The sequence below is a fragment of the Neokomagataea thailandica NBRC 106555 genome (genome assembly GCF_001598495.1).
Lineage (GTDB): Bacteria > Pseudomonadota > Alphaproteobacteria > Acetobacterales > Acetobacteraceae > Gluconobacter > Gluconobacter thailandicus_A.
Genome location: NZ_BCZB01000017.1, coordinates 54,121 through 75,361, shown reverse-complemented (window position 1 = coordinate 75,361; position 21,241 = coordinate 54,121). Strand labels below are relative to the sequence as shown.

The window sequence follows — 21,241 nt, the reverse complement described above, 5'->3', positions numbered from 1 at the left end:
CAACATACACAGCAATCAGCGCTGAAACTGCACACACACGCGCACTGGCTCCGCCGTATGCAGCGTAGGAGCGCGGAAATCCACTTCCGCATTCATCTGACGCGCTACCCCCATCACAATCGCCAGCCCGAGGCCACTCCCCTCAACATCACTCACACCACGCACAAAAGGCCGTGTGAGTTGCTCAAAGCACGGTATCTCCGCGCCCTCATAACCATTTTCAACCGTCAACAAGGCCTCAGTACTCACCCTAATCAGCACATCTGATCCGGTAGGGCTGTAATGCAGAGCATTTTCAAAAATATTGCGCACCAAAATACCAGCAGCATCAATATCCCCTTGCGCCATCACACACTCAGGCACATCCCCCACAAAAATGAGGCGCTCACGCTCCGGAATTTCAGCCCGCACAAGCGAGACCAAACCAACAAGGTCAAACACGCCACTGCTAAACGCCACCCCCGATGATACACGAGAGAACTGTAATAGCTTATCCGTTGTCCGGCCAATACGCCGCGCCTGTTGCACTAAACCCGCCACGCTCTCCGCATGTTCAGTTCCCTCAACACCCAACTGCAATAGCTGGGCTTGCGCTAAAAGAGAGGCAATCGGGTTGCGCAATTCATGCGCCGCATTGGCCGCAAAAGCCCTTTCCGTCGCAAGAGCCATCGTCAAACGCTCCAACAATGAATTCACAGCACTATGAATAACGGCGAGTTCCGGCGGCAACGCCAAGGGACGTACAGGCGTCAAATTCCGCCCACCACGCGCGGCAATCTCACTTTGCAGCACAGCCATGGGACGCAATGAGCGCCGCACAATCAGCCGCACCATCAACCAAATCACCGGAAACAACACCAAAAGCGGCGCAATCGAAAAAGCCACCGCCCGCGCAACCGCTTCTGAACGATGAAACGCTGGCTCACCCACCAAAATCACATACCGCCCAGAGAGCGATAACGTCACATACACCCGAAATCCGGCGCTATCATACAGCCCATTAGACAATGCCACATCAAAACACGTCTCCGGCGCATTTTGTGAGCGCACCAAAACCCGCCGATCCAATGTCACAATCTGATAGGCTAAAGTACGCTGCCCTGCATGGGCCAACCACGCCACCTCAGGCGCTTTCTCCGTAGGCTTCCCACCAGCATGAACATCCAAACGCTCATAGGTTGAAACCACAAACTCAAGCCGCTCAGCCACTTCCTGCAAGGAATTATCCAGCCGTTCTGTCACCTCAAAATGAGTAAAAGACCCAAGCCATAACCCCAATAACAATAACCCGATGGACACACCGCCCATCACCCCCGCAACAATGCGCGAGGCTAAACGCCGCTGCCTCATCCTGTTTTACCATCCATCGATAAAACATACCCACGCCCACGCACTGTACGAATACTCTCCGCACCAATTTTTTTGCGTATACGGCTCACATATACTTCAATCGCATTGCTCTCTATCGCTTCACCCAGCGTATAGAGCGCATCCTCTATGTGCTCACGTGAGCATACAGCACCCGGCCGCCGCGCCATCAATTCCAAAACAGCCCATTCCCGCGCCGTCAAAACGACCTCGTCCTCACCACGCAGCACCTGAGAACGCCCCAAATCAATCTGGACCTCCCCCACGGCCAACATCGTCTCCGGCAATGCCACATACCGACGGGCCACTGCATCAACCCGAGCCATCAGTTCATCCAAATCAAAGGGTTTGACGATATAATCATCCGCCCCATCCGATAGCCCCGCAATACGATCACTCACCTGATCAAATGCCGTCGTAATCAAAACAGCGGTTGGCCAACCCTGCGCTCGAATTTCGCGCAGGAGCTCTCGCCCATGGCCATCTCTCAGACCCAAGTCCAATAAAACGAAATCATACCGCGCCACATGCAGCGCCGCACGCGCATCCGCAAGCGTAGTAAACCAATCGGTCACATGCCCCGCACGCTGCACCCGCGCCTTCACGGCCGATCCGAGCCCCTTCTCATCTTCCACGATCAGAATACGCATCGTCTCTTCCTTTTACACAGCATCACCTAAACACAGAGTAACAGCGCACTCCACCATACAGGCTCATGAACATCTGCCCCAAAGGGATCTGTGTAAACAGTACGCTCATAGCTCCCTATGGAAAGGAAGGAGCATGTTTTTCCAGCGTATATAATAGCCCGTCATCACCACGAGTTGTGGGCGCATAAAGTAACCCGCCCTATCTGCGCTCACATCAAGAAGCGAATAGCCGCCTCAACACGAAGAGAACAGAGCGCCCACCCGTCCTAAATGCTAACACAACACCTCTCGACTTTATTTTTTCCGCCCGAAGAACAGCGCATACACACTCGGCAAAACCAAAAGAGTCAGCAAAGTCGACGAAATCAATCCACCAATCACAACACTCGCCAAAGGCCGCTCAACTTCCGCACCAGCCCCTCCCGAAAAGGCCATCGGGAAAAATCCTAAAGTCGCAACCAAGGCCGTCGCCATAACAGGGCGAAAGCGTGACCGTGCAGCGGCAAAAGCAGCCTCCCCTGCTAGCATACCCGCCTGGCGATACACACCAATCTGACTAACCAGCACCACGCCATTCAAAATGGCCACGCCAAACAAAGCAATAAACCCAATGCCCGCCGCAATACTAAACGGCAAACCCCGTAAGGCGAGCATAAGCACCCCACCTGTGGCAGCCGCAGGCAAATTCCCAAACACCAACGCCGCAGCCCCCGGCGACCCCAGCGCGACCACTAACAAAACATAAATCAACGCCAGCGCGATCGGCACTACCACACCCAAACGGTGCATAGCAGATTCCAAATTCCGGAACTGCCCGGCCCAACTCATGCGGTAGCCATGTGGCAAAACCACACCGCGGCCCACCGCCTGCTGCGCATCATGCACGAAAGAAGCCACGTCCCGTCCACGTACATTCGCTTGCACAATGACACGACGGCTCAACCCATCATGATCAATTCGCGGCGGCCCATCCACAGCGTGGATCTGCGCCACTTCACCCAGCAAGACCCAACCTTGCCCATCCGCGCGCCGCACCTGCAAACGAGCAATCTTTTCCGGCGTTTCTGTCGCACTACTGACAAACTGCGCTTGCGTAGGAATAATCGCCCCCCGCTGCGTCACTGGCTTACCAATATGACCGCCAACAGCTTCGACCTCTGCCAAAATATCCGAGACAGATACCCCAAGCCGTGATGCTGCATCGCGGTTCACATCAATCCGTAAGAAAGACACATCACCATCCCCCTGCACCGCCACATCCGCCGCACCGGGAATATGTTTCAACACAGCCGCCGTGTGATCCGCCAAACGCATAATCTGCCCAAGGTCATCACCATAAACCGAGATGGCCACTTGGCTCCGCACACCAGCCAGCAAATCATCCATGCGCATCTGAATAGGCTGAGACCATGAATAATCCGCATCTGGCAAATCATGCAGCAGCGCCGCATTCATGGCCTGCACCAAACGCTCTTGCGTTTGACCCGGCCGCCACTGATCACGCGGCTTCAAGAAAATAAAGCTATCCGTCTCAGACGTTCCCATCGGATCCGTCGGAATAGCCGATGTGCCCGTATTACTCACAACCGTCTGTACTTCTGGAAAGCGCCGCAAAATTTTCTCTTGCTGCGTCACCCCCTGCAAAACCGTTTCTAAAGACGCACTCGGCAGCCGCATAGACGTAACAATGAGCGCCCCTTCTTCCAACTGAGGCACAAACTCTCCGCCCAGACGGGACGCAACAACAGCCGAAAGCATTAAGGCGCCCAGCACCACCATCAACACCAAACGAACCTTTTGGCCACACCAAGCTAATGCCCGCTCATAATAACGGCGAAGCCACGCGATAAGCCGCGTTTCCCGCTCCTCCGGGCTGCGGCGCAACATCAAAGCTGCGACCACCGGCATCCCTAACAGCCCGTATAATAAGGATACCACCAAGGCCATGATGACGGTCTGCGCCATCGGGCGGAACATTTTCCCTTCAATGCCCTGAAGCGTCAAAATAGGCAGATACACCATAATAATCACCGTGATCGCAAAGATCACAGGCCGCGCAACAAGGCGCACAGTTTCTGCCGCCATCCGTGGGAGTGCCGCAGGGTCACGGTTCCTTTTGCGCTCCACCATCAAGTGCTCCACAATCACCAGAGCACCATCCACAATCATGCCAAAATCAATCGCCCCAAGGCTCAGCAAATTGGCAGAGACCCCAAAAAAGCGCATCCCCACCATCGCACAGACCAACGAAACCGGTATCACACTGACAATCGCCAGTGACGCCCGCCAATCCCCCAGCACGACAAGCAAAACACCAAAAACCAATACCGCGCCCAGCGCCAAATTCTCTTTAATGGTCCCTAATGTCTGCCCCGTTAAAGTCGCACGACTATAAAATGGATCTAACGTCACACCCGGCGGCAAAGCCTGCTGTATGCCCGGCAGTGCCCCCCGAATAGCCGCCAAAGTCGCGTTCGAGCTGGCACCAATTTGCATCAGCACAACGCCATTAACAATTTCACCCTTACCATCACGCGTTACAGCCCCTAACCGGGTCCGCGCTGCATGTGAAATCTCCCCAAGGTCGCGCAAACGCACCACATGCCCAGCCGCCCCCATCTTCACGGGGATAGACCCAAACACATCCAAGCTCGTCACCAGTGCGCGGCCCACCACCACTTGGCTCTCCGCTTGCCGGGCAATCCACCCACCACCAGACGCGGCATTATTTGCTTCCAGCGCCTGATCTACATCCGCCACCGTGACGTTAAAAGCCCGCAATCGCTCCGGCCGGAGCGCCACATTAAAGGTTTCCTCCGCGCCGCCATTCACGTTCACATCAGCCACACCCGGCACGAGCCGCAGCATCGGCGCAACAGTCCATGTCATCATGCGATTAAGCGCCATGGGAGAATACCCATCGCCCTTAATCTCAAGTTGCATGATCTCGCTCATACCCGTCGCACGTGGGCCAATATGAATTTCCGCCCCCGGCAACGTAATAGCGGACCGCAAACCAGACATCCGCTCGACAACCCGCGCCCGGTCCAAGTCAATATCGGTAGCATCTGCAAATTGCAGATAAACCGCACTCACCCCCGTGCGTGAGACAGACCGTACATCTTCCAGCCCCGGAATACCCGTAAACGCCGCCTCAACGGGTACCGTCACCAATGTCTCAATTTCTTCCGTCGCCAGCCCCGGCACCGTCACAGACACCATCACCTGCTGTGGCGAAATATCCGGCACAGGCTCCACTGGCAGCCCCGGTATCAACGCCGTCCCCGCCACCACTACAGCAATGATAAAGCCCAGAACCAAAAAGCGATTTTTTTGCAATACACCCAGCATGCTTAGTTCTCACCACCGTCAGACATCGCCAAAAGCGCCTTCAGTGCCAAGCTGCCCTGCGCCATCACGCTTTCCCCAGCCGTAAGCCCCCCCGTGACCACAGCACCATCTGCCGTCTGCAACGCCACCTGCACCACGCGCGGTTCAAACTGCTCAGCCCCATGCCGTACAAAGACCACATCATGCCCAGACACATGCTGTATTGCTGCCAAAGGCACCCGCAGTCCTGTTGCTTTGCGGGTCGTGTCTAATGCCGCGTCTAACATCATGCCCGGCGGCATGTTTTTCCCTTCCCCCGCAGGAAACTCCCCAATCACACGCACCAGCCCAGTCTGGGGATCAGCCATCGGATCAATCGTAGTCAAACGCGCATCCATAAAATGCGCCTCTGGCCGCCCAGCGGGACGAACCCGCATATGCCCACCGACAACCAACTGCTCCGCATCATCTGGCAGAACATCTGCCGTGACCCACGCAGAAGATGTATCCACCAAATCAATGGCCACCGTATTGGAATCAATATCCATCGCCGTCCCAACATGGACAGCCCGCACCACGGCATCCATTGGCGCAATCAGTACTGAGCTTTCCTCATGCTCAATCCGTTCCGAGACCGAGTTGAACTCTTCTTTCAAACGATGCTCCAACATCCCTAAAGATGCTTCCCGCGATGCCACCAAATCCCGAGCTTCAAACATCGCAGCCCGCCGCCGGTCCACCTCACCTTGCGCAAGAGCCGCCCCAGCCAATACCACACCACGCCGATAGGCCGCGCTCGCTTCCGCCAATGACGCCCGCGCAGCATCGAGACCGACCTGAGCCTGCCTCAAATCCAACGACAAACCATGCAAAGAATGGTCCACATAACGCAGCAAAATTTGCCCACGCTGCACACGCTGCCCCGGCGTCACCAATACCGCGTCCACCTTACCCTCGCCCCGTGGGCGTAAAGCGGTCTCATGCGCCACATTCACATCCACACGCGCCAGAGCAGACACGCTCTCAACAAGGCTTCCTTCTGTTACAGGAGCAAAGACAGCCCCTTCAGCCTGCTGAGCATCACGTGACATGCTCAGCATCTTCAGCGCATCAGCCGCATCCGCACAGCCACCCGATATCACGCCAAAAGCCGCAAAAGCCGCCATCACAGAATATCTAAAAATCCGACGGCTCATGGTGTTTCTCCACCCGAAATCATCAAGCGCACAATCGCGCCATGCCAAGAAATTTCTGCATTTTTCAAAGCCAAACACGCCCCCAGCGCCCCTTGCCTGGCCCGCAGGACCTCAACCAGCGCACTCTCCCCAACACGCCAAGCACGCGTGACTTGCTCCGCTCGGTCTGACTGTGCCGCACATTGATCACGTGTCGTACTCACCACCGCTAAAGACGTCTGTAAGCGCATCAACGTATGAGTGTATTCATCCTCAACAATACGCCGAGCTTGCTCATGATCCCGCGCAGCATTCGCCTGCACGCGCACTTGCTGCATCAAACGCGGCGTGTATTGCGCAGAACTCGGCAATTGCACCGTCGCCTGCACACCAACTGAAGTATCCCACAACGCTTCAAATTGCTTCTGACGGATCACCTGCACACCAGCCGTTGGGGTTGGCATCCAAGAATGACGCACAACATCAAGCTCCGCCCCTGATGCTTTTTCTACCGCATCCGCATAAATCACGCGGGGATCACGCTCGACAATCAACTGACTTTGTAACCGCCCAAGCCGAGCAAGATCACGCCCATCAATACCTTCAATATCCGGCACTTGGCGCGTCCCCGTTAACCGCAGCATATCTGCCTGATACCCCGCCAGATTTTCAACGATTTCAGCGCGTTGCTGGTGCAACTGCCCGACAAAACCAACCAACGCATCATGCTCCGTGCGCGGCTCTTCCCCCACGCGCAACCGCCGGACCGATTGCCCTAACAATGCCTCTGCCGCCTGCGCTTCTTCTTGCACGACGACAAACTGCTTTTGGGCAATAGCGGCTCCAACCGTCACATCCAAAAGCTGCATGGCCTGCGCCATACGCTCCATATCACTATTAGCCCGCGCCACACCCGCATCCGCCAAGGCACGCCGCTCCGTTGCGCGCCCTTGCCCCGGCAACCAAAACGGCATGGAGAACTGCCCCTGATAGGTCGTATAACCTTGATTGCTGCCAATAAAATGATCATCCGTATATTGCGCGTTCACCACCATCCCCGCAGGAAACCATGAGCGCGCCGCATAGGCTTCTGATAAGGACGAACGCTCCGCCGTATGTAATGCTGTTTGTGCCGGGTCCCGCTCCCAAGCAGACCGTACCGCGTCATGGAAAGACCACTCACCCGCCCAAGCCACGCCAGACTGAAACACCGCCAAAAGAGCGACAACACCAAACACAGTTTGTTTGGTACGTTGGTTGATTAATTCATGTTTCAGCATCGCTCTGCCCTACATTACTGCATCACTTTAGACAGGCCCTTTACGCCACAAAGCTGACAGCAACCTGAACGCCACAAAGACAAGTGTTGCTCATTAGGATAAAAATTGCCGCCCGCCTCACCATGTCGTAACGTGTGCAATATGAAAAAAGCGACCTCATCCCTTCGCCACGCCCTCCTCTTCGGAGCCGCCATAACCTGCGGTGCCCTTGCTGCTTCTTCAGCGCATGCACAAGACGCAGAAACGCGCCTCAGCGCACTCGAAACAGCGCATTTCCACGCTGAATGGGCCGCCAGCCCAGTCGGTGCCACAGCCCTAGGCATCCACAGCGCCGATGGCGCCCTCGACGATATGTCGACCAAGGCCATCGCCGCGCAAACAGCACGCTTGCACCAAGAACAAACAGCACTTCAAACATTAGACGTTTCATCCCTGCCCCAACGCCGCCGCGATGACCGAGACATCCTACTCTCTAGCATCAGCGAAGAACTTCTCGCTAATGAGCGTATTCAAGGGTTCAAACATAACCCAGACACATATATTTCCTTCGCAACCGAAGCACTCTACAGCCTCATCGAACGGGACTTTGCTCCCGCCGAAGAGCGCATGAAAGATGCTATCTCCCGTGAACGGCAAATCCCCGCCATGCTCGCCACAGGGCAACAGCAACTCACAACCGTCCCCGCCATCTTCCTCGAAGTCTCCAAAGAAGACCTCGATGGCGCCATTAGCTTCGTCAAAGACACCATTCCCGAAGCCTTTGCTTCCGTCAAAGATGCCGCACTACAAGCCCAACTCCGCACCACCACCGCGCAAACCCTGAAAGCGCTGAATGCTTTCAAAAAGACCCTCAACCACACCAAGCCCCACGGCAGCTTCGCTCTTGGCGCTGATACTTTCCGTGCCATGCTCGCCGCAGATATGGTGGATGAACCGATTGATCACATCATTGCCGCAGGCCGTGCGCAATTGGCCAAAGATCAAACAGCCTTTGACGCAGTCGCCCACAGCATTGACCCTACACACCCCGAAAATGCCTTAGCCGAAAACCGGAAAGACCATGTCGGCGCAGACGGTCTGATCACCCTCATTCGTGATCAATTAAAAGACGCCCAAAGCTACGTCCTCACCCACCAACTAATCACGCTGCCATCCAACAGCCTACCACTTGTCACGGAAACACCTCCGTTCCAGCGTTCACTCATCACAGCCGCCACAGAATGGCCCGGCGCCTTTGAAACAAAAGCGACAACATCATTTTATTACATCACGCCAGTAGACCCAAAATGGAACGCCAAGCAGGTTCAAACCTTCTTGGAAGATTCCAACACGCCAACCATCCTCAATATCACCGTCCATGAAGCCATGCCGGGTCACTTCGTGCAGGGCCTCTATCTGCGCGCAAACCCACAATGGAGCCTGACACGTAAAGGCGCACAATCTTACGCGACAACCGAGGGCTGGGCACATTACACCGAACAAATGATGGTAGAGCAAGGCTTCCATCAGCAGGACCAACATCTGCACCTCGCCCAGCTCCAAGATGCTCTTTTGCGCGATTGCCGTCTTCTGGCCTCTTTTGGTATGCATACCCAAGGTATGACGCTCCAACAGGCAACAGACCTCATGGTCCATTCCTGTCACCAATCGCCTATGATGGGGTATAAGGAAGCACGCCGAGGCACGGCAGACCCAGGATATTACTCGTATCTCTTGGGAAAATTGATGATTTTACACCTGCGGGATGACCTCAAGACCCAACAAGGCCCTAATTTCTCTCTCCGCGCGTTCCATGACGCACTCCTCGGCTCCGGCCTTGTCCCCCTCAAAATTATTCGCCGGGAACTCACCGGCAAGGATGCACCCCTCCTCTGACACAGCCCGCTTCCCTCTCAACCGTGGCCTCTCCTTCTGAGGCCACGGATCCACTCATCCAAGAACTTCCTTGGCATGACCCTAGCCATGCGCTCCCCTTACTGCATGATCACCCTTGGGGAACCATGCTCGATAGTGGTGGCGAAGATACGACGGACCGCGCCCGCTGGTCCTGGGTCTGCTTCTCCCCAAGCGATACACTCATCGTAACCGGCACGCAGGTTGAGCATAACGGCCATGTCGTCTCAGACGATGCGTGGACAGCACTCCACAAAATGCAGCGCCCACCCAGCCCTGCCGAACGTATTTTACAAGCTCAAACTCACATCCCCTTCACCGGCGGCCTGATCGGCATCGCATCCTATGAAGCCGGATTACGCCTTGAAGGACTGCACAGTCGGCACACCCAACGCGCGCCCGAACTCATCGCCGCACGTTTTCATAATATCTTAGCGTTCGATCGCCTGACACAGCGCTGCTGGTGGATTAGCCATAATAGGACCCCTCCCCCACCTATTCCCGCTATAGTCATACCCCCCACCTGCCCCAAGCTAACCTTTACAGCAGATTTCACACGAGAAGAGTGGATCAAAGCCGTCGAGACTATCCGCCAGCATATCAGCCAAGGCGATATTTTTCAGGCTAACCTCACCACCCGATATACCGCACCACTCCCCCCCTCATTCGATGAAATCGGCGCTTACGCACAGTTGCGCCAATCCTCACCCGCACCCTTCAGCGCCTATTTTAAATCTCCACCGCTCTCTCTTCTCAGCGCATCCGTCGAGCGTTTCTTAGCCCTATCCGCCTCTGGAGCGGTTGAAACCCGCCCCATTAAAGGCACCGCCCCCGCCACAGATAACATCACACACACTGCCGAACTCTTAAAAGCCGATACGAAAGAAAACGCTGAAAACCTCATGATCACGGACCTCATGCGCCATGACCTCGGGCGCATCTGCACATTAGGCTCAATCAACGTCCCACAACTCTGCGGCGTAGAGCGCTTTGCTCACGTACTGCACCTTGTCTCCAGCGTCCGTGGACAATTACCCGCCCATCTCAGCGCAGCGAACCTGTTACAAGCCACCCTCCCCCCCGGCTCAGTAACCGGCGCCCCCAAGCATAAAGCACTCCAGCTGATTGACCAGATCGAGCGCTCCTCGCGCGGTGCCTATTGCGGAACCGTCTTCCGTATCGGTCACGATGGCAGTATGGATAGCTCCGTTATTATCCGAAGCGCAGAACGCAGCGCCGGTCGCCTAACTATTGGTGCCGGCGGCGGCATCACATGGCCCTCTGACCCCGCCAAAGAATACGATGAAACCACCCTCAAAGCCGCCGCATTGCTCCGGAGCTTCAGCGCATGAGCACTTCTCTTTGGCTCAATAACGCCCTCATCCCCAGCGAAAACGCACATATTGCTCCGACAGACCGTGGCTTTCTCCTTGCCGATGGCCTGTTCGAAACGTTACGCATCACACGCGGGACCCTCCCCCATTTTGCACTCCACATGAAGCGCTTCACCGCCGGGTGTCATACACTACGCTTACCGCCGCCAGATCCTTTATACATAAGGCGGGCCTGCGAATGCGTTTTACAAGCCAATCAGCATACAGAAGGGTCCCTCCGCATTACCTTGACACGCGGCCCCGGCCCCCGTGGGCTAGCGCCGTCCCCAACACCACACCCCACTCTTCTCATCACAAGCGCACCACAGCCCCACACAACACCAGCCGATGTCACACTCCATATAAGCCGCTATACACGCCCCCCTCTATCCCCCCTTTCTGCGGTCAAATCTCTTTCTTACCTTCCCTCTATTATGGCCCGAATAGAGGCGACAGACGCCGGCTATGATGACGCCCTTATGCTGTGTCCACAAGGACAATACGTAGCCTCTGGTACAAGCGGAACACTCATCATTGAGCTCAGGAACAGACTTTATACCCCCCCTTTACAGAGCGGCGCACTGCCAGGAATATCTCGTTCAAGAATAATAAAAAGCGGTTTATGTGCAGAGAAAAATATTACCCCAGAAGATTATAGAGAATCATCATCTGCATATCTCATTAATAGCTTAAGCATAACATCCATAAGTAAAAAATTAACAAACCATAACACCGATAAAAAAGATCTTATTGGAGATTTTTTATTTCTATAATGATTAAAAATCATATAAATTTTTAATAAAATTTAAAACTTATTTTCTCATAGATACTTTTATGGTAGCCACAATGTAGAGACACATAAATAAGGCTATAGTCTTTTGGAAAGTGGCCCCCCTACCGCAACAGCCCCCTCCCCCATTGAGACTAAGTACGCTCAAATCGTACTGCACGCTCTTGGCCATACTGCTGGGATTATCATAATAGACTTACATGGAAAAATTCTTTATAGAAATGAAAAGATTTTAAACATACTTCATACACAAGGCGACAAATACGAAAATTGTGATATTATAGAAAAAATAAAAAAAATATCCCAAAATAAAATACCATGGAATGGTGATATTTTTTATAAAACCCATGATGGAATTCATTTATGGACCAACATAACAATCACCCCATACTTTGATAAAAAGAAAAACATAACATATTATATTGCTACATGCTTTGATGTAACCGCACAAAAAAGTACGGAAGATCATCTACGTGCTGGCAAAAATATGCTCCAAAAAGCCCTCACGATTGACCCTTTAACGGGGTTACCCAATCGCCTTGCTTTCTCCAACCATATAAAAAGCATCTCTCAAAACAAGGATGATCCCCCCTTAATCTGTATTTATATGATTGATATTGATGCGTTCAAAATTGCCAATGACACCCTCGGCCACAAAGCCGGCGATAAGCTCTTAAAGAAAATATCCAAACAGCTTAGACTTCTCGAAGACAACAACACATTCGTTGCTCGCATGGCTGGTGATGAATTTTCGCTTATTACGACAGGGTCTTCTGAAGAGTATTTTGTTCAACAATCTGCCCATATTCTAAAATCTCTAAATTTTTTATTTTCATTTAATGGTATTTTACACCACACAACCGCAAGTATTGGTTATGCTATAACCAATAAAAGAAATTCAGATATCTATAATACACTTTATTTATCTGATATTGCTTTATACCATTCAAAATCAGTAGGTGGAAATTGTGCTCACGCCTATAACTCAGAACTAAAAAAGAAACATGATGAGCGAAACATATTAAGAAATACTATCTTAAAAAATCTTAACGATAAATTTTTTCACATAAAATACAATCCAATCATAGATATATCATCCAATACCATTACGGGAATAACAACAGTATTATTATTACGCCACAATTATATTCCAGAAATAAAAAAGGAAATTAATGACCTGCATGATATGATAGGGGACATCACAGTTGAAAGAGCACTATATCAAATATCAATTAACAACATACTAAATAACACTCAAAAAATAAATGGGATACACTTCACAACCATAGCAGTTCCCAACATAAATATTGCACAAACACAGATAATATCAGGTATATTTGATAAATTAAAAGAATACCCCCTTAACCCCCAAAATATAGCGTTACAAATAGATAATAGCTTCATCACCCATAGTAAAAAAAGCATTATCCAACGCGACCTCGCCTCGCTACGCCAAATAGGCGTCAAAATTATCCTAAGCGGCTTTGGAAAAGAGAGTACTTATCTCATGTCGTTACGAAACATTGAATACGATTATGCCAAAATTGACTCCTCACTAATAAAAGACCTCTCCTCTTCCACTATAAACCAAACAATAACCAAAAGCCTCATAGACATCGCCCACAGCATGGGAAAACACGTCATTGCTGAAGGTGTGGAAACCGCTCAATGCGCCGATATTTTAACCCAATTAGGCTGTGATTTTGCACAGGGAAGCTTTTACTCCCCACCACTCAGCCTACAGGAGCTAGAAAAAAAATTGCAGACAAGCACCACTCCCTTTCGGTAACTGCATTTGCGTCAAACAGACCCGAGCAGTAAATTACCCGCATGTCCGACCCTGTAGAATCACCCGCCCCACCAAACCGCGTTCTTGCGCCTATTGATCTAGGTTGCGGCGTAGTCATTGATGACCCCGTTATTCTCGCCCCACTTTCCGGCGTGACCGACCTCCCCTTCCGCCAACTCGCCCGTGAGTTAGGTGCAGGCCTTGTCGTCTCTGAAATGATCGCCTCATGGGCCATGATCCGTGAGAATGAAAATACCATGCGCATGGCACGCTCTGCATCCGGCGGTATCAACGCCGTGCAACTCGCTGGTTGCGAGCCCGACGCCATGGCTCAAGCCGCTAAAATTTCCGTTGATGGCGGCGCAAACCTCGTCGATATCAACTTTGGCTGCCCCGTTAAAAAAGTCGCCATCGGCCAAATGGCAGGCTCTGCGCTCATGCGTGATGAGGTCCAAGCTGGCCGCCTTCTTGAAGCAACCGTTAAAGCCGTCAATGTCCCCGTCACGCTCAAAATGCGTATGGGCTGGGACCACAGTAACCTTAATGCTCCGCGCCTTGCCAAAATCGCAGAAGAAAGCGGCATTAAAATGGTCACCGTCCACGGCCGAACCCGCCAAATGTTCTATAATGGTGAGGCCGATTGGCGCTTTGTTCAAACCGTAAAAGACGCTGTTTCTCTGCCCGTTATCGTAAATGGTGACGTCACCACCATTCGTAAAGCGCGTGAAGCCCTACATCAGTCCGGCGCAGATGGGGTCATGATTGGTCGCGGCTGCTACGGGCGCCCTTGGTTCATCGCACAGGTCGCCGGCTCTCTCAAAACAGGCCAAGATATCCCTGACCCTGATTTAGCAACAGAAAAAACCATTGTGCTGAAACATTACCGCATGATGTTAGAGCATTTTGGCGAACGTCCCGGCCTACGCCTCGCGCGCAAACACGTTTCTTGGTACTCTGCAGGCCTCCCCGGTTCCGCCACGTTCCGCTCAACCATTAACCGTATCGATAATGCGCCTGAAGCCATTCAGCTTCTGGAAGACTTTTACAACCGGCACCTTGACTCTGGCATCACCCGTGACCGTGAAACCGGCCCCGCCGCAAGCCTCCCAGCGGATGCAGGCCATACAACCTGCTAATGCACCGTTAAGACATTGTGACGAGATAAACTGTGACGCAACCGTCTCTCAGAGCCTCCGTGCTTACCGTTGAAGACCCAACCATGCGGCCTCTGTTTTTATACGGCGCCACCCGTCTTGACCGCCAAGACGTGGCACGCCGTCTGCATAATGCGGGCCCTCGTGCAAAGGCCCCTTTTGTCGTCGCCACACTCACCGCTACCCCCCGAGCACTCCGCCCCGTCGCATTGTTCGGCAATGGGGAAGAACAAGCTGGATGGATCAGAGAAGCACGCGGCGGCACCCTCCTTCTGGATGAAATTGACTGCCTCTGGCCCGATATTCAACGCACCCTCATCCAACATCTTCAAGCCGAAAATGCGAGCTTTCGTCTCCTCATTGGTAGCCGCTATGATGCCACCTCTCTGCTGCGCCACGGCGGATTAGACGAACACTTCCACGCATGGCTCTCAGGCCTCAATACCGTGCAGAAACTCGGGCCTGAGCGTATCAGCGCCATATGCCGCCAAGTGGGCTCTGAACGCGCACAGCTTCGCGGTTTAGCCCGCGCACTTGAACGACCATTAAGCGAGTTCTTTGAAACCGGTGCTGGGCATGATAGCGGCGACTTACACGCCTGTGTCGTCGCGGAAATCGAACGCCCCCTGATTGATAAGGTCCTACGCCGCACAGGCGGCAATCAAATCCGCGCCGCAGCCATTCTGGGGCTCAACCGAAACACCTTACGTAAAAAGATTCGTGAGTTGGACATCATTGTGACCAAAGGAAGCGACGATTGACTCAAAACCGGTCACGCACGGGGCGCAAGCGCTTTCGTGAGTATTTATCAAGCGCAAATGGCGTCGTCCTGCTGACGGTTATGGCGCTCATCCTTGCGTTTATGACCTTTGTTGTCCTCGCTGGCGGCCTCTCCATCACACATCGCCCGGTCATTCAGGCGATGATTTTCTTACTCGACTTCCTGATGCTGATGCTCATCAGCGCTGCCGCGGTCTCTCAGGTCGGGCGCATGCTCGCAGAGCGCCGTTTAGGGTTTGCAGGAGCCCGCCTTCATGCACGCCTCATCACACTGTTCGGCATTGTTGCCGTCGCCCCCACAATTGTTGTCGGTGCCGTCGCAACACTATTTTTCCATTACGGCGTAGAAATTTGGTTCTCCAACCGCGTCAATAATGCCCTGACAGAAGCCCGCTCCGTCGCCGCAGGCTACTTACAAGAACATAACGATAATATCCGCACCGCAGCGTATTCTTTAGCCAACACCCTTATCCTTGTTCAAAATGATGAGCTTTTTGCTCATGGGGTTGACCTCCTCCATAACCCCGAACGTCTGCGCGAGCTCCTCGATGATGAAGTCTATGAACGCGGCCTCACCGATGCCGAAGTTTTTGACCCTCTCACAAACCGTATTTTAGCAACCGGTGGCGTGCTCGGCTCCGCCGATATGGCCCCGCCCCCCTTACCTCCCAAATCAGTCATCGAAATGGCCCGTACAGATGTCGCCATTTTAGACCGACCCGACCAACGCTTTATCCGCGCCGTTGTATCCCTTGGCGATAATTCAGGCTTGATGCTGGTCATCACTCGCCCTGTGGACCCGCAAGTCCTTGAGCATATGCACCGCACAGATGAATTGGTGCAGGACTACAAACGCATGCTCGCCAATCGCGGCAAGACACAAGTCACCTTCGTCATGATCTTCATGTTGATGGGCTTACTCGTTCTAGCCGTCGGCATGCTCACAGGGCTGGCCTTGGCAAACCGTATCGCCAATCCACTCGGCCTGCTCATTCTTGCCGCCACACGCATTTCTCAGGGCGATCTCGCTGTGCGTGTCCCCGTCCCAGACAACTCATCACGGCGCCCCATGTTCCGCGATGACGAAGTCACCGGTCTATCACGCGCCTTCAACCGCATGACTGACCAGCTTGAAGCCCAACGCTCCGAGCTAATGGTCGCTTATGATCAAATCAATGAACGCCGCCGCTTTACCGAAACCGTACTCTCCGGCGTGTCTGCCGGTGTCATTGGCCTCGACAAGCGGCAAGTCATTGAACTCCCCAATCGCGCAGCCTCCAACGTGCTGCAAAAAGATCTCATGCCGGCAGTCGGGCACAACCTTGTCGAAACCGTCCCTGAATTTGCCCCCCTCCTTACAGCTGCCCGCGAAGCACCCGAGCGGGTCCATACCGCTGAAATACAAGTCGATACTGATGGCGCCCAACGCCCCGGCGGCCCCGGTGATGGCGGCGGAGCTGGCGCTGGACGGACGCTCCTCGTGCGGATCGTCGCAGAATTGCGCGGCTCAGAGGTTGCTGGTTATGTCGTTACCTTCGATGACATAACGGCCCTCCAATCAGCACAGCGTAAAGCAGCTTGGGCTGATGTTGCACGTCGCGTCGCCCATGAAATCAAAAACCCCCTCACCCCCATCCAACTCGCGTCAGAACGGTTAAAACGCCGATTCCTGAAAGAAATTCAGTCAGACCCGGAAACATACACACAACTGGTCGACACAATTGTGCGGCAGGTTAGTGATATTGGCCGCATGGTTGATGAGTTCTCAGCCTTTGCCCGCATGCCTCAACCCGTGATCCAAACGGAAGATTTCTCACGTTTATGCCGAGAAGCCCTTGTGCTTCAGAAAAACGCAAACCCCGATATTGTGTATGAGACACATAATCTACCACCCTCCGGCCCAACAGTACGGTGTGACCGGCGCTTAATTGGGCAAGCTCTTACCAATTTGCTCCAAAATGCCGCAGACGCTATTCATATGACCGAGCGCGCCAAACAGCGTGAAACGGACGAAACAGGTGCTTTGTTGCCAATTGGCCATATTGTGATGGGGTTGCACATCCGCGACGGTCATGCCCAATTAGTCATTGACGATGACGGGATCGGCCTCCCGCAGGGAGAACGCCACCGTTTGACGGAACCTTATGTGACCCATAAGGCTAAGGGAACGGGGCTTGGCCTCGCCATTGTCAAAAAGATTATGGAAGATCACGCTGGTGCATTAACACTCGCAGATCGTAAGCAGTCGGATAGTATCTGCGAGGCAGAAGGAGAGACCGGACACGTGCGTGGTACGCAAGTCACACTGGTGCTCCCCCTTGCAGAAGATGACGCCTCGCGTAACAAGGGGGGCGGCGTATGAGGATAACAGATGGAACATGAGATTCTGATCGTCGATGACGAGCCGGATATCCGGTTTCTCATCGAGGGCATACTCAACGATGAGGGCTACAGAACGCGCACAGCGTCTAGCGCAGAACAAGCGCTGGCAATGTTTCGTGCCACACGTCCGTCACTGGTCATTCTGGACATCTGGCTACAGGGCTCCAAAATGGACGGGATTGAAGTGCTCAAGCACATGCAATCTGAGGAACCCGGCTTACCAACACTGATGATTTCAGGGCACGGCACCATTGAAACGGCCGTAGCCAGCCTCAAACACGGGGCGTATGACTTTATCGAAAAGCCCTTCCAGTCTGACCGCTTACTTGTCGTCGTTCAACGCGCACTTGAAGCAGCACGCCTCAAGCAAGAAAACGCAGAACTACGTTTACGCGCGGGTAATGACACTACCCTTTTCGGGGAAGGTACCGCCATCGCAACCGTTCGCGGGCAAATTGAGCGTGTCGCACCGACGAACTCACGCGTGCTGATCACCGGCCCTGCTGGTGCTGGCAAAGAAGTCGCTGCGCGCATGATCCATGCCCGCTCCCGCCGCCCCGAAGGCCCGTTTATCGCTCTTAACTGCGCGGTACTCGCACCGAACCGGTTCGAAGAAGAACTATTTGGGCTGGAAGGTACCGCCGATCAACCCATGCGACGCGGCGTACTCGAACGCGCCAACCGTGGCACCCTTCTTCTTGATGAAGTCGGGGATATGCCATTGGAGACGCAAGGCAAGATCGTCCGCGCCCTGCAAGATCAATCTTTTGAACGCATCGGCGGCACAACCCGCGTCAAGGTTGATGTGCGTGTCATCGCCACCACCAACCGGGATTTACAGGCCGAAATCGCCGCGCATCGCTTCCGGGAAGATCTATACTACCGCCTCGCGGTTGTCCCACTGCGCGTTCCCTCCCTGCGTGAACGCCGGGAAGATGTTCCTGCTCTTGCACGGCATTTCTTGGAACGGTGTGCTCTGTCTTCCGGCTTGCCCGTGCGTGAACTCTCTGTCGATGCCCTCGCCGCCCTGCAAACCTACGATTGGCCGGGCAATGCGCGTGAGCTGCGTAACCTCATGGAGCGCCTACTCATCATGATGCCCGGTGGTGGCAATGACCCCATCCGGGCCGATATGCTCCCAGCCAATATCAGCCAAGGCGCCCCTTCCATGACCCGGTTGAACGCTGGAGCGGATGTCATGAGCTTGCCACTCCGGGAAGCACGAGACCTTTTCGAAACACAATACCTACAGGTTCAGTTGACCCGGTTTGGCGGAAATATCAGCCGAACAGCCAATTTCGTCTGTATGGAGCGTAGTGCGTTGCACCGCAAACTCAAGCAGTTAGGCGTAACAATGCAAGACGACAAAGCTCCGAGCACTGCCTCGTGAGCGATAACCTCTTGGAGTCGATATTCGCGTGACGTCTTCTGCTTCGTTCCCTGCCATTCAGGAACGTTTTCTGGACCATATCAGCAAGACAGAAAGCCCGGTCACGGTCTTTCTCGTTAACGGTGTCAAACTACAGGGCGTTGTCACCCAGTTTGACCCAGAAACCCTCCTGCTGCGCCGTGATGGACACATTCAGCTTGTTTACAAACACGCTGTCAGCACCATCATGCCATCAGGCCCAATGCCCCATTTTTCGGATGAGACAATTTGAGCGGACACGATACGCGCAAACCCGCTACACGCGCTGCTGTTATTTTGCCGTGGGAGCGCTCAGCTGCCACGGATGATGTCCGGGCGGCTGATGCCCGGCTAGAGGAAGCCGTCGGTTTGGCTGCCTCCATCGGGCTCGTGATCGTACGGCAAGTGGCCTTCCTACTCCGTGCACGCCGCCCAGCAACACTCTTAGGCACAGGTCAGGTCGAACAACTCGCCGATGCTGTCAAACAAGATGACGTCGACGTTGTCGTGGTGGATGCACGCCTTTCACCGGGCCAACAGCGCAACCTTGAAAAGATTTTGGGCTGTAAGGTCGTCGACCGAACCGGCTTAATCCTTGATATTTTCGGTGCACGTGCCGCAACGCGTGAGGGCGTGCTTCAAGTCGAACTCGCTCACCTTGAGTATCAACGCTCACGCCTCGTCCGTCTCTGGACCCACTTGGAACGTCAGCGCGGCGGCTTCGGCTTCCTTGGCGGCCCAGGTGAAACCCAGATGGAAGCGGATCGTCGTATGCTCGCAGAGCGGATTAGCAAAATCCGTAAAGAGCTTGAGCAAGTCCGCCGCACCCGCGGCCTGCACCGTGATGCCCGTAAACGCGTACCATTTCCGGTCGTCGCCCTGGTCGGCTATACGAATGCTGGTAAATCAACTCTCTTTAATGCTCTCACCGGCGCCACCGTACACGCACAAGATCAGCTTTTCGCGACCCTCGACCCGACAATGCGCGGCGTCACCCTTCCTTCCGGCCGGAAAGTCATTCTGTCGGATACAGTAGGCTTCATCAGTGAACTGCCGACAGAACTGATCGCGGCCTTCCGCGCCACTCTTGAAGAAGTCTCTCAAGCAGACGTTATTTTACACGTACGAGACATCGCCCACCCCGATTCAACAGCCCAACACGCCGATGTGCTGAATGTTCTTGATGGCATGGTGCGCGATGGAATGCTTGATTCAAGCTGGCCTGATCGGACAATCGAAGTCCTCAACAAAGCCGATCTTATGGGAGGCGTCGCCTCTGTGCCACGCCGGGACGGTGCCGTAGCGATCTCCGCCATTACGGGCGATGGCATTCCTGACCTGTTTGAAATTCTTGATCAACACATGACACGCTCCATGCGCCATGCTCATGCCCATATCGCACCAGAAGATGGTGCTGCTCTGGCATGGCTGTACCAGCATGGTGAAGTCGTCGAACGCTTAGACCGGGAAGATGCCATCGTCGTAGACGTACGCCTCTTCCCTGCGGATGAAGAACGCTTTGCTGAAGCCTTCCCGGGCCGCCTACGTCAAGACTAAAGCACCTAAATCACCAGCGTACTCGAAAGATGTTCCTACTCTTTCGAGTGCAGGGTGCCCCACCTAACCAAGCGGGCCAATTTCCGTCCGGTGCCGCTCCCGGCCGCTTTCGGTCAGAACAAAACGCCCATCTTCGCGGCGCACCACAAAGCCCATTGCCTCCAAACGCTCAAGGCAAGGCTGGTCTTTAAGACCTTCAGGCCGCCCAACATCCCCACACAGCAACAAGCGATGCAAGGTCGAGCGACAACACGTTTCAAGATAGGGTTCGTCCCACATATTCTTGGTCGTATCCTGTCCCACGCGTCAGGC

General features: G+C 53.9%; 16 protein-coding genes. 10 read left to right on the top strand and 6 right to left on the bottom strand.

Going from position 1 to position 21,241, the window contains the following annotated elements; genetic code table 11:
- Window positions 1-15: 15 nt before the first annotated feature.
- The 5 genes from NTH01S_RS07395 to NTH01S_RS07375 form a co-directional block, all read right to left on the bottom strand.
- Entirely contained in the window at window positions 16-1,350 is a 1,335-nt protein-coding gene (locus NTH01S_RS07395) for a histidine kinase dimerization/phospho-acceptor domain-containing protein (RefSeq protein ID WP_068171789.1), read from the bottom strand.
- Window positions 1,347-2,018 (bottom strand): response regulator, encoded by a 672-nt coding sequence (locus NTH01S_RS07390; RefSeq protein WP_068171785.1) that lies wholly within the window; start codon window positions 2,016-2,018, stop codon window positions 1,347-1,349. Before NTH01S_RS07390 ends, NTH01S_RS07395 begins: the two co-directional genes overlap by 4 nt.
- A 294-nt stretch (window positions 2,019-2,312) precedes the next feature.
- The gene (locus NTH01S_RS07385; RefSeq protein WP_068171781.1) at window positions 2,313-5,369 is read right to left on the bottom strand and encodes an efflux RND transporter permease subunit; all 3,057 of its coding nucleotides are present in this window, start codon (window positions 5,367-5,369) and stop codon (window positions 2,313-2,315) included.
- Between the two features lie 2 nt (window positions 5,370-5,371).
- Window positions 5,372-6,544, bottom strand: coding sequence for an efflux RND transporter periplasmic adaptor subunit (locus tag NTH01S_RS07380; protein WP_068171778.1), 1,173 nt, complete (start codon window positions 6,542-6,544; stop codon window positions 5,372-5,374).
- A complete protein-coding gene (locus NTH01S_RS07375) occupies window positions 6,541-7,803 on the bottom strand; it encodes a TolC family protein (RefSeq protein WP_068171775.1) in 1,263 nt (420 codons plus the stop codon). The genes NTH01S_RS07380 and NTH01S_RS07375 overlap by 4 nt, the downstream gene beginning before the upstream one ends.
- Window positions 7,804-7,944: 141 nt before the next feature.
- Here NTH01S_RS07375 and NTH01S_RS07370 point away from each other — a divergent pair, with 141 nt between their 5' ends.
- From NTH01S_RS07370 to hflX, 10 genes are all read left to right on the top strand, one after another.
- The gene (locus tag NTH01S_RS07370) at window positions 7,945-9,678 is read left to right on the top strand and encodes a DUF885 domain-containing protein (protein ID WP_068171772.1); all 1,734 of its coding nucleotides are present in this window, start codon (window positions 7,945-7,947) and stop codon (window positions 9,676-9,678) included.
- 23 nt (window positions 9,679-9,701) lie between these two features.
- Window positions 9,702-11,048 (top strand): anthranilate synthase component I family protein, encoded by a 1,347-nt coding sequence (locus NTH01S_RS07365; protein WP_068171768.1) that lies wholly within the window; start codon window positions 9,702-9,704, stop codon window positions 11,046-11,048.
- The gene (locus NTH01S_RS07360) at window positions 11,045-11,842 is read left to right on the top strand and encodes an aminotransferase class IV (protein ID WP_068171765.1); all 798 of its coding nucleotides are present in this window, start codon (window positions 11,045-11,047) and stop codon (window positions 11,840-11,842) included. The genes NTH01S_RS07365 and NTH01S_RS07360 overlap by 4 nt, the downstream gene beginning before the upstream one ends.
- A gap of 105 nt (window positions 11,843-11,947) precedes the next feature.
- The gene (locus NTH01S_RS07355) at window positions 11,948-13,648 is read left to right on the top strand and encodes an EAL domain-containing protein (RefSeq protein ID WP_068171762.1); all 1,701 of its coding nucleotides are present in this window, start codon (window positions 11,948-11,950) and stop codon (window positions 13,646-13,648) included.
- Window positions 13,649-13,689: 41 nt separating this feature from the next.
- Window positions 13,690-14,784, top strand: coding sequence for a tRNA dihydrouridine synthase DusB (gene dusB / locus NTH01S_RS07350; protein WP_068171760.1), 1,095 nt, complete (start codon window positions 13,690-13,692; stop codon window positions 14,782-14,784).
- A 32-nt stretch (window positions 14,785-14,816) separates the two neighbouring features.
- Window positions 14,817-15,563, top strand: a complete 747-nt coding sequence (locus NTH01S_RS07345; RefSeq protein WP_245642261.1) for a helix-turn-helix domain-containing protein — start codon at window positions 14,817-14,819, stop codon at window positions 15,561-15,563.
- Entirely contained in the window at window positions 15,560-17,944 is a 2,385-nt protein-coding gene (locus tag NTH01S_RS07340) for a sensor histidine kinase NtrY-like (protein WP_068171753.1), read from the top strand. The genes NTH01S_RS07345 and NTH01S_RS07340 overlap by 4 nt, the downstream gene beginning before the upstream one ends.
- 9 nt (window positions 17,945-17,953) lie before the next feature.
- On the top strand, window positions 17,954-19,354 hold the full coding sequence (gene ntrX / locus NTH01S_RS07335) for a nitrogen assimilation response regulator NtrX (protein ID WP_068171750.1): 1,401 nt from the start codon (window positions 17,954-17,956) through the stop codon (window positions 19,352-19,354).
- 28 nt (window positions 19,355-19,382) lie between these two features.
- Entirely contained in the window at window positions 19,383-19,625 is a 243-nt protein-coding gene (gene hfq, locus NTH01S_RS07330; protein WP_068171747.1) for an RNA chaperone Hfq, read from the top strand.
- Window positions 19,622-20,929, top strand: coding sequence for a GTPase HflX (gene hflX, locus NTH01S_RS07325; RefSeq protein ID WP_068171744.1), 1,308 nt, complete (start codon window positions 19,622-19,624; stop codon window positions 20,927-20,929). Before hfq ends, hflX begins: the two co-directional genes overlap by 4 nt.
- A gap of 63 nt (window positions 20,930-20,992) precedes the next feature.
- Here the strand turns inward: hflX and NTH01S_RS07320 are convergent, their stop codons facing one another.
- A complete protein-coding gene (locus NTH01S_RS07320; protein WP_068171743.1) occupies window positions 20,993-21,208 on the bottom strand; it encodes a helix-turn-helix domain-containing protein in 216 nt (71 codons plus the stop codon).
- Window positions 21,209-21,241 lie beyond the last annotated feature (33 nt).

Coding starts and splice junctions, on each gene's coding strand:
- NTH01S_RS07380 (WP_068171778.1), bottom strand. CDS start 6,544: ATGAGCCGTCGGATTTTTAGATATTCTGTGATGGCGGCTTTTGCGGCT.
- ntrX (WP_068171750.1), top strand. CDS start 17,954: ATGGAACATGAGATTCTGATCGTCGATGACGAGCCGGATATCCGGTTT.
- NTH01S_RS07395 (WP_068171789.1), bottom strand. CDS start 1,350: ATGAGGCAGCGGCGTTTAGCCTCGCGCATTGTTGCGGGGGTGATGGGC.
- NTH01S_RS07390 (WP_068171785.1), bottom strand. CDS start 2,018: ATGCGTATTCTGATCGTGGAAGATGAGAAGGGGCTCGGATCGGCCGTG.
- NTH01S_RS07360 (WP_068171765.1), top strand. CDS start 11,045: ATGAGCACTTCTCTTTGGCTCAATAACGCCCTCATCCCCAGCGAAAAC.
- NTH01S_RS07320 (WP_068171743.1), bottom strand. CDS start 21,208: ATGTGGGACGAACCCTATCTTGAAACGTGTTGTCGCTCGACCTTGCAT.
- NTH01S_RS07385 (WP_068171781.1), bottom strand. CDS start 5,369: ATGCTGGGTGTATTGCAAAAAAATCGCTTTTTGGTTCTGGGCTTTATC.
- NTH01S_RS07370 (WP_068171772.1), top strand. CDS start 7,945: ATGAAAAAAGCGACCTCATCCCTTCGCCACGCCCTCCTCTTCGGAGCC.
- NTH01S_RS07375 (WP_068171775.1), bottom strand. CDS start 7,803: ATGCTGAAACATGAATTAATCAACCAACGTACCAAACAAACTGTGTTT.
- dusB (WP_068171760.1), top strand. CDS start 13,690: ATGTCCGACCCTGTAGAATCACCCGCCCCACCAAACCGCGTTCTTGCG.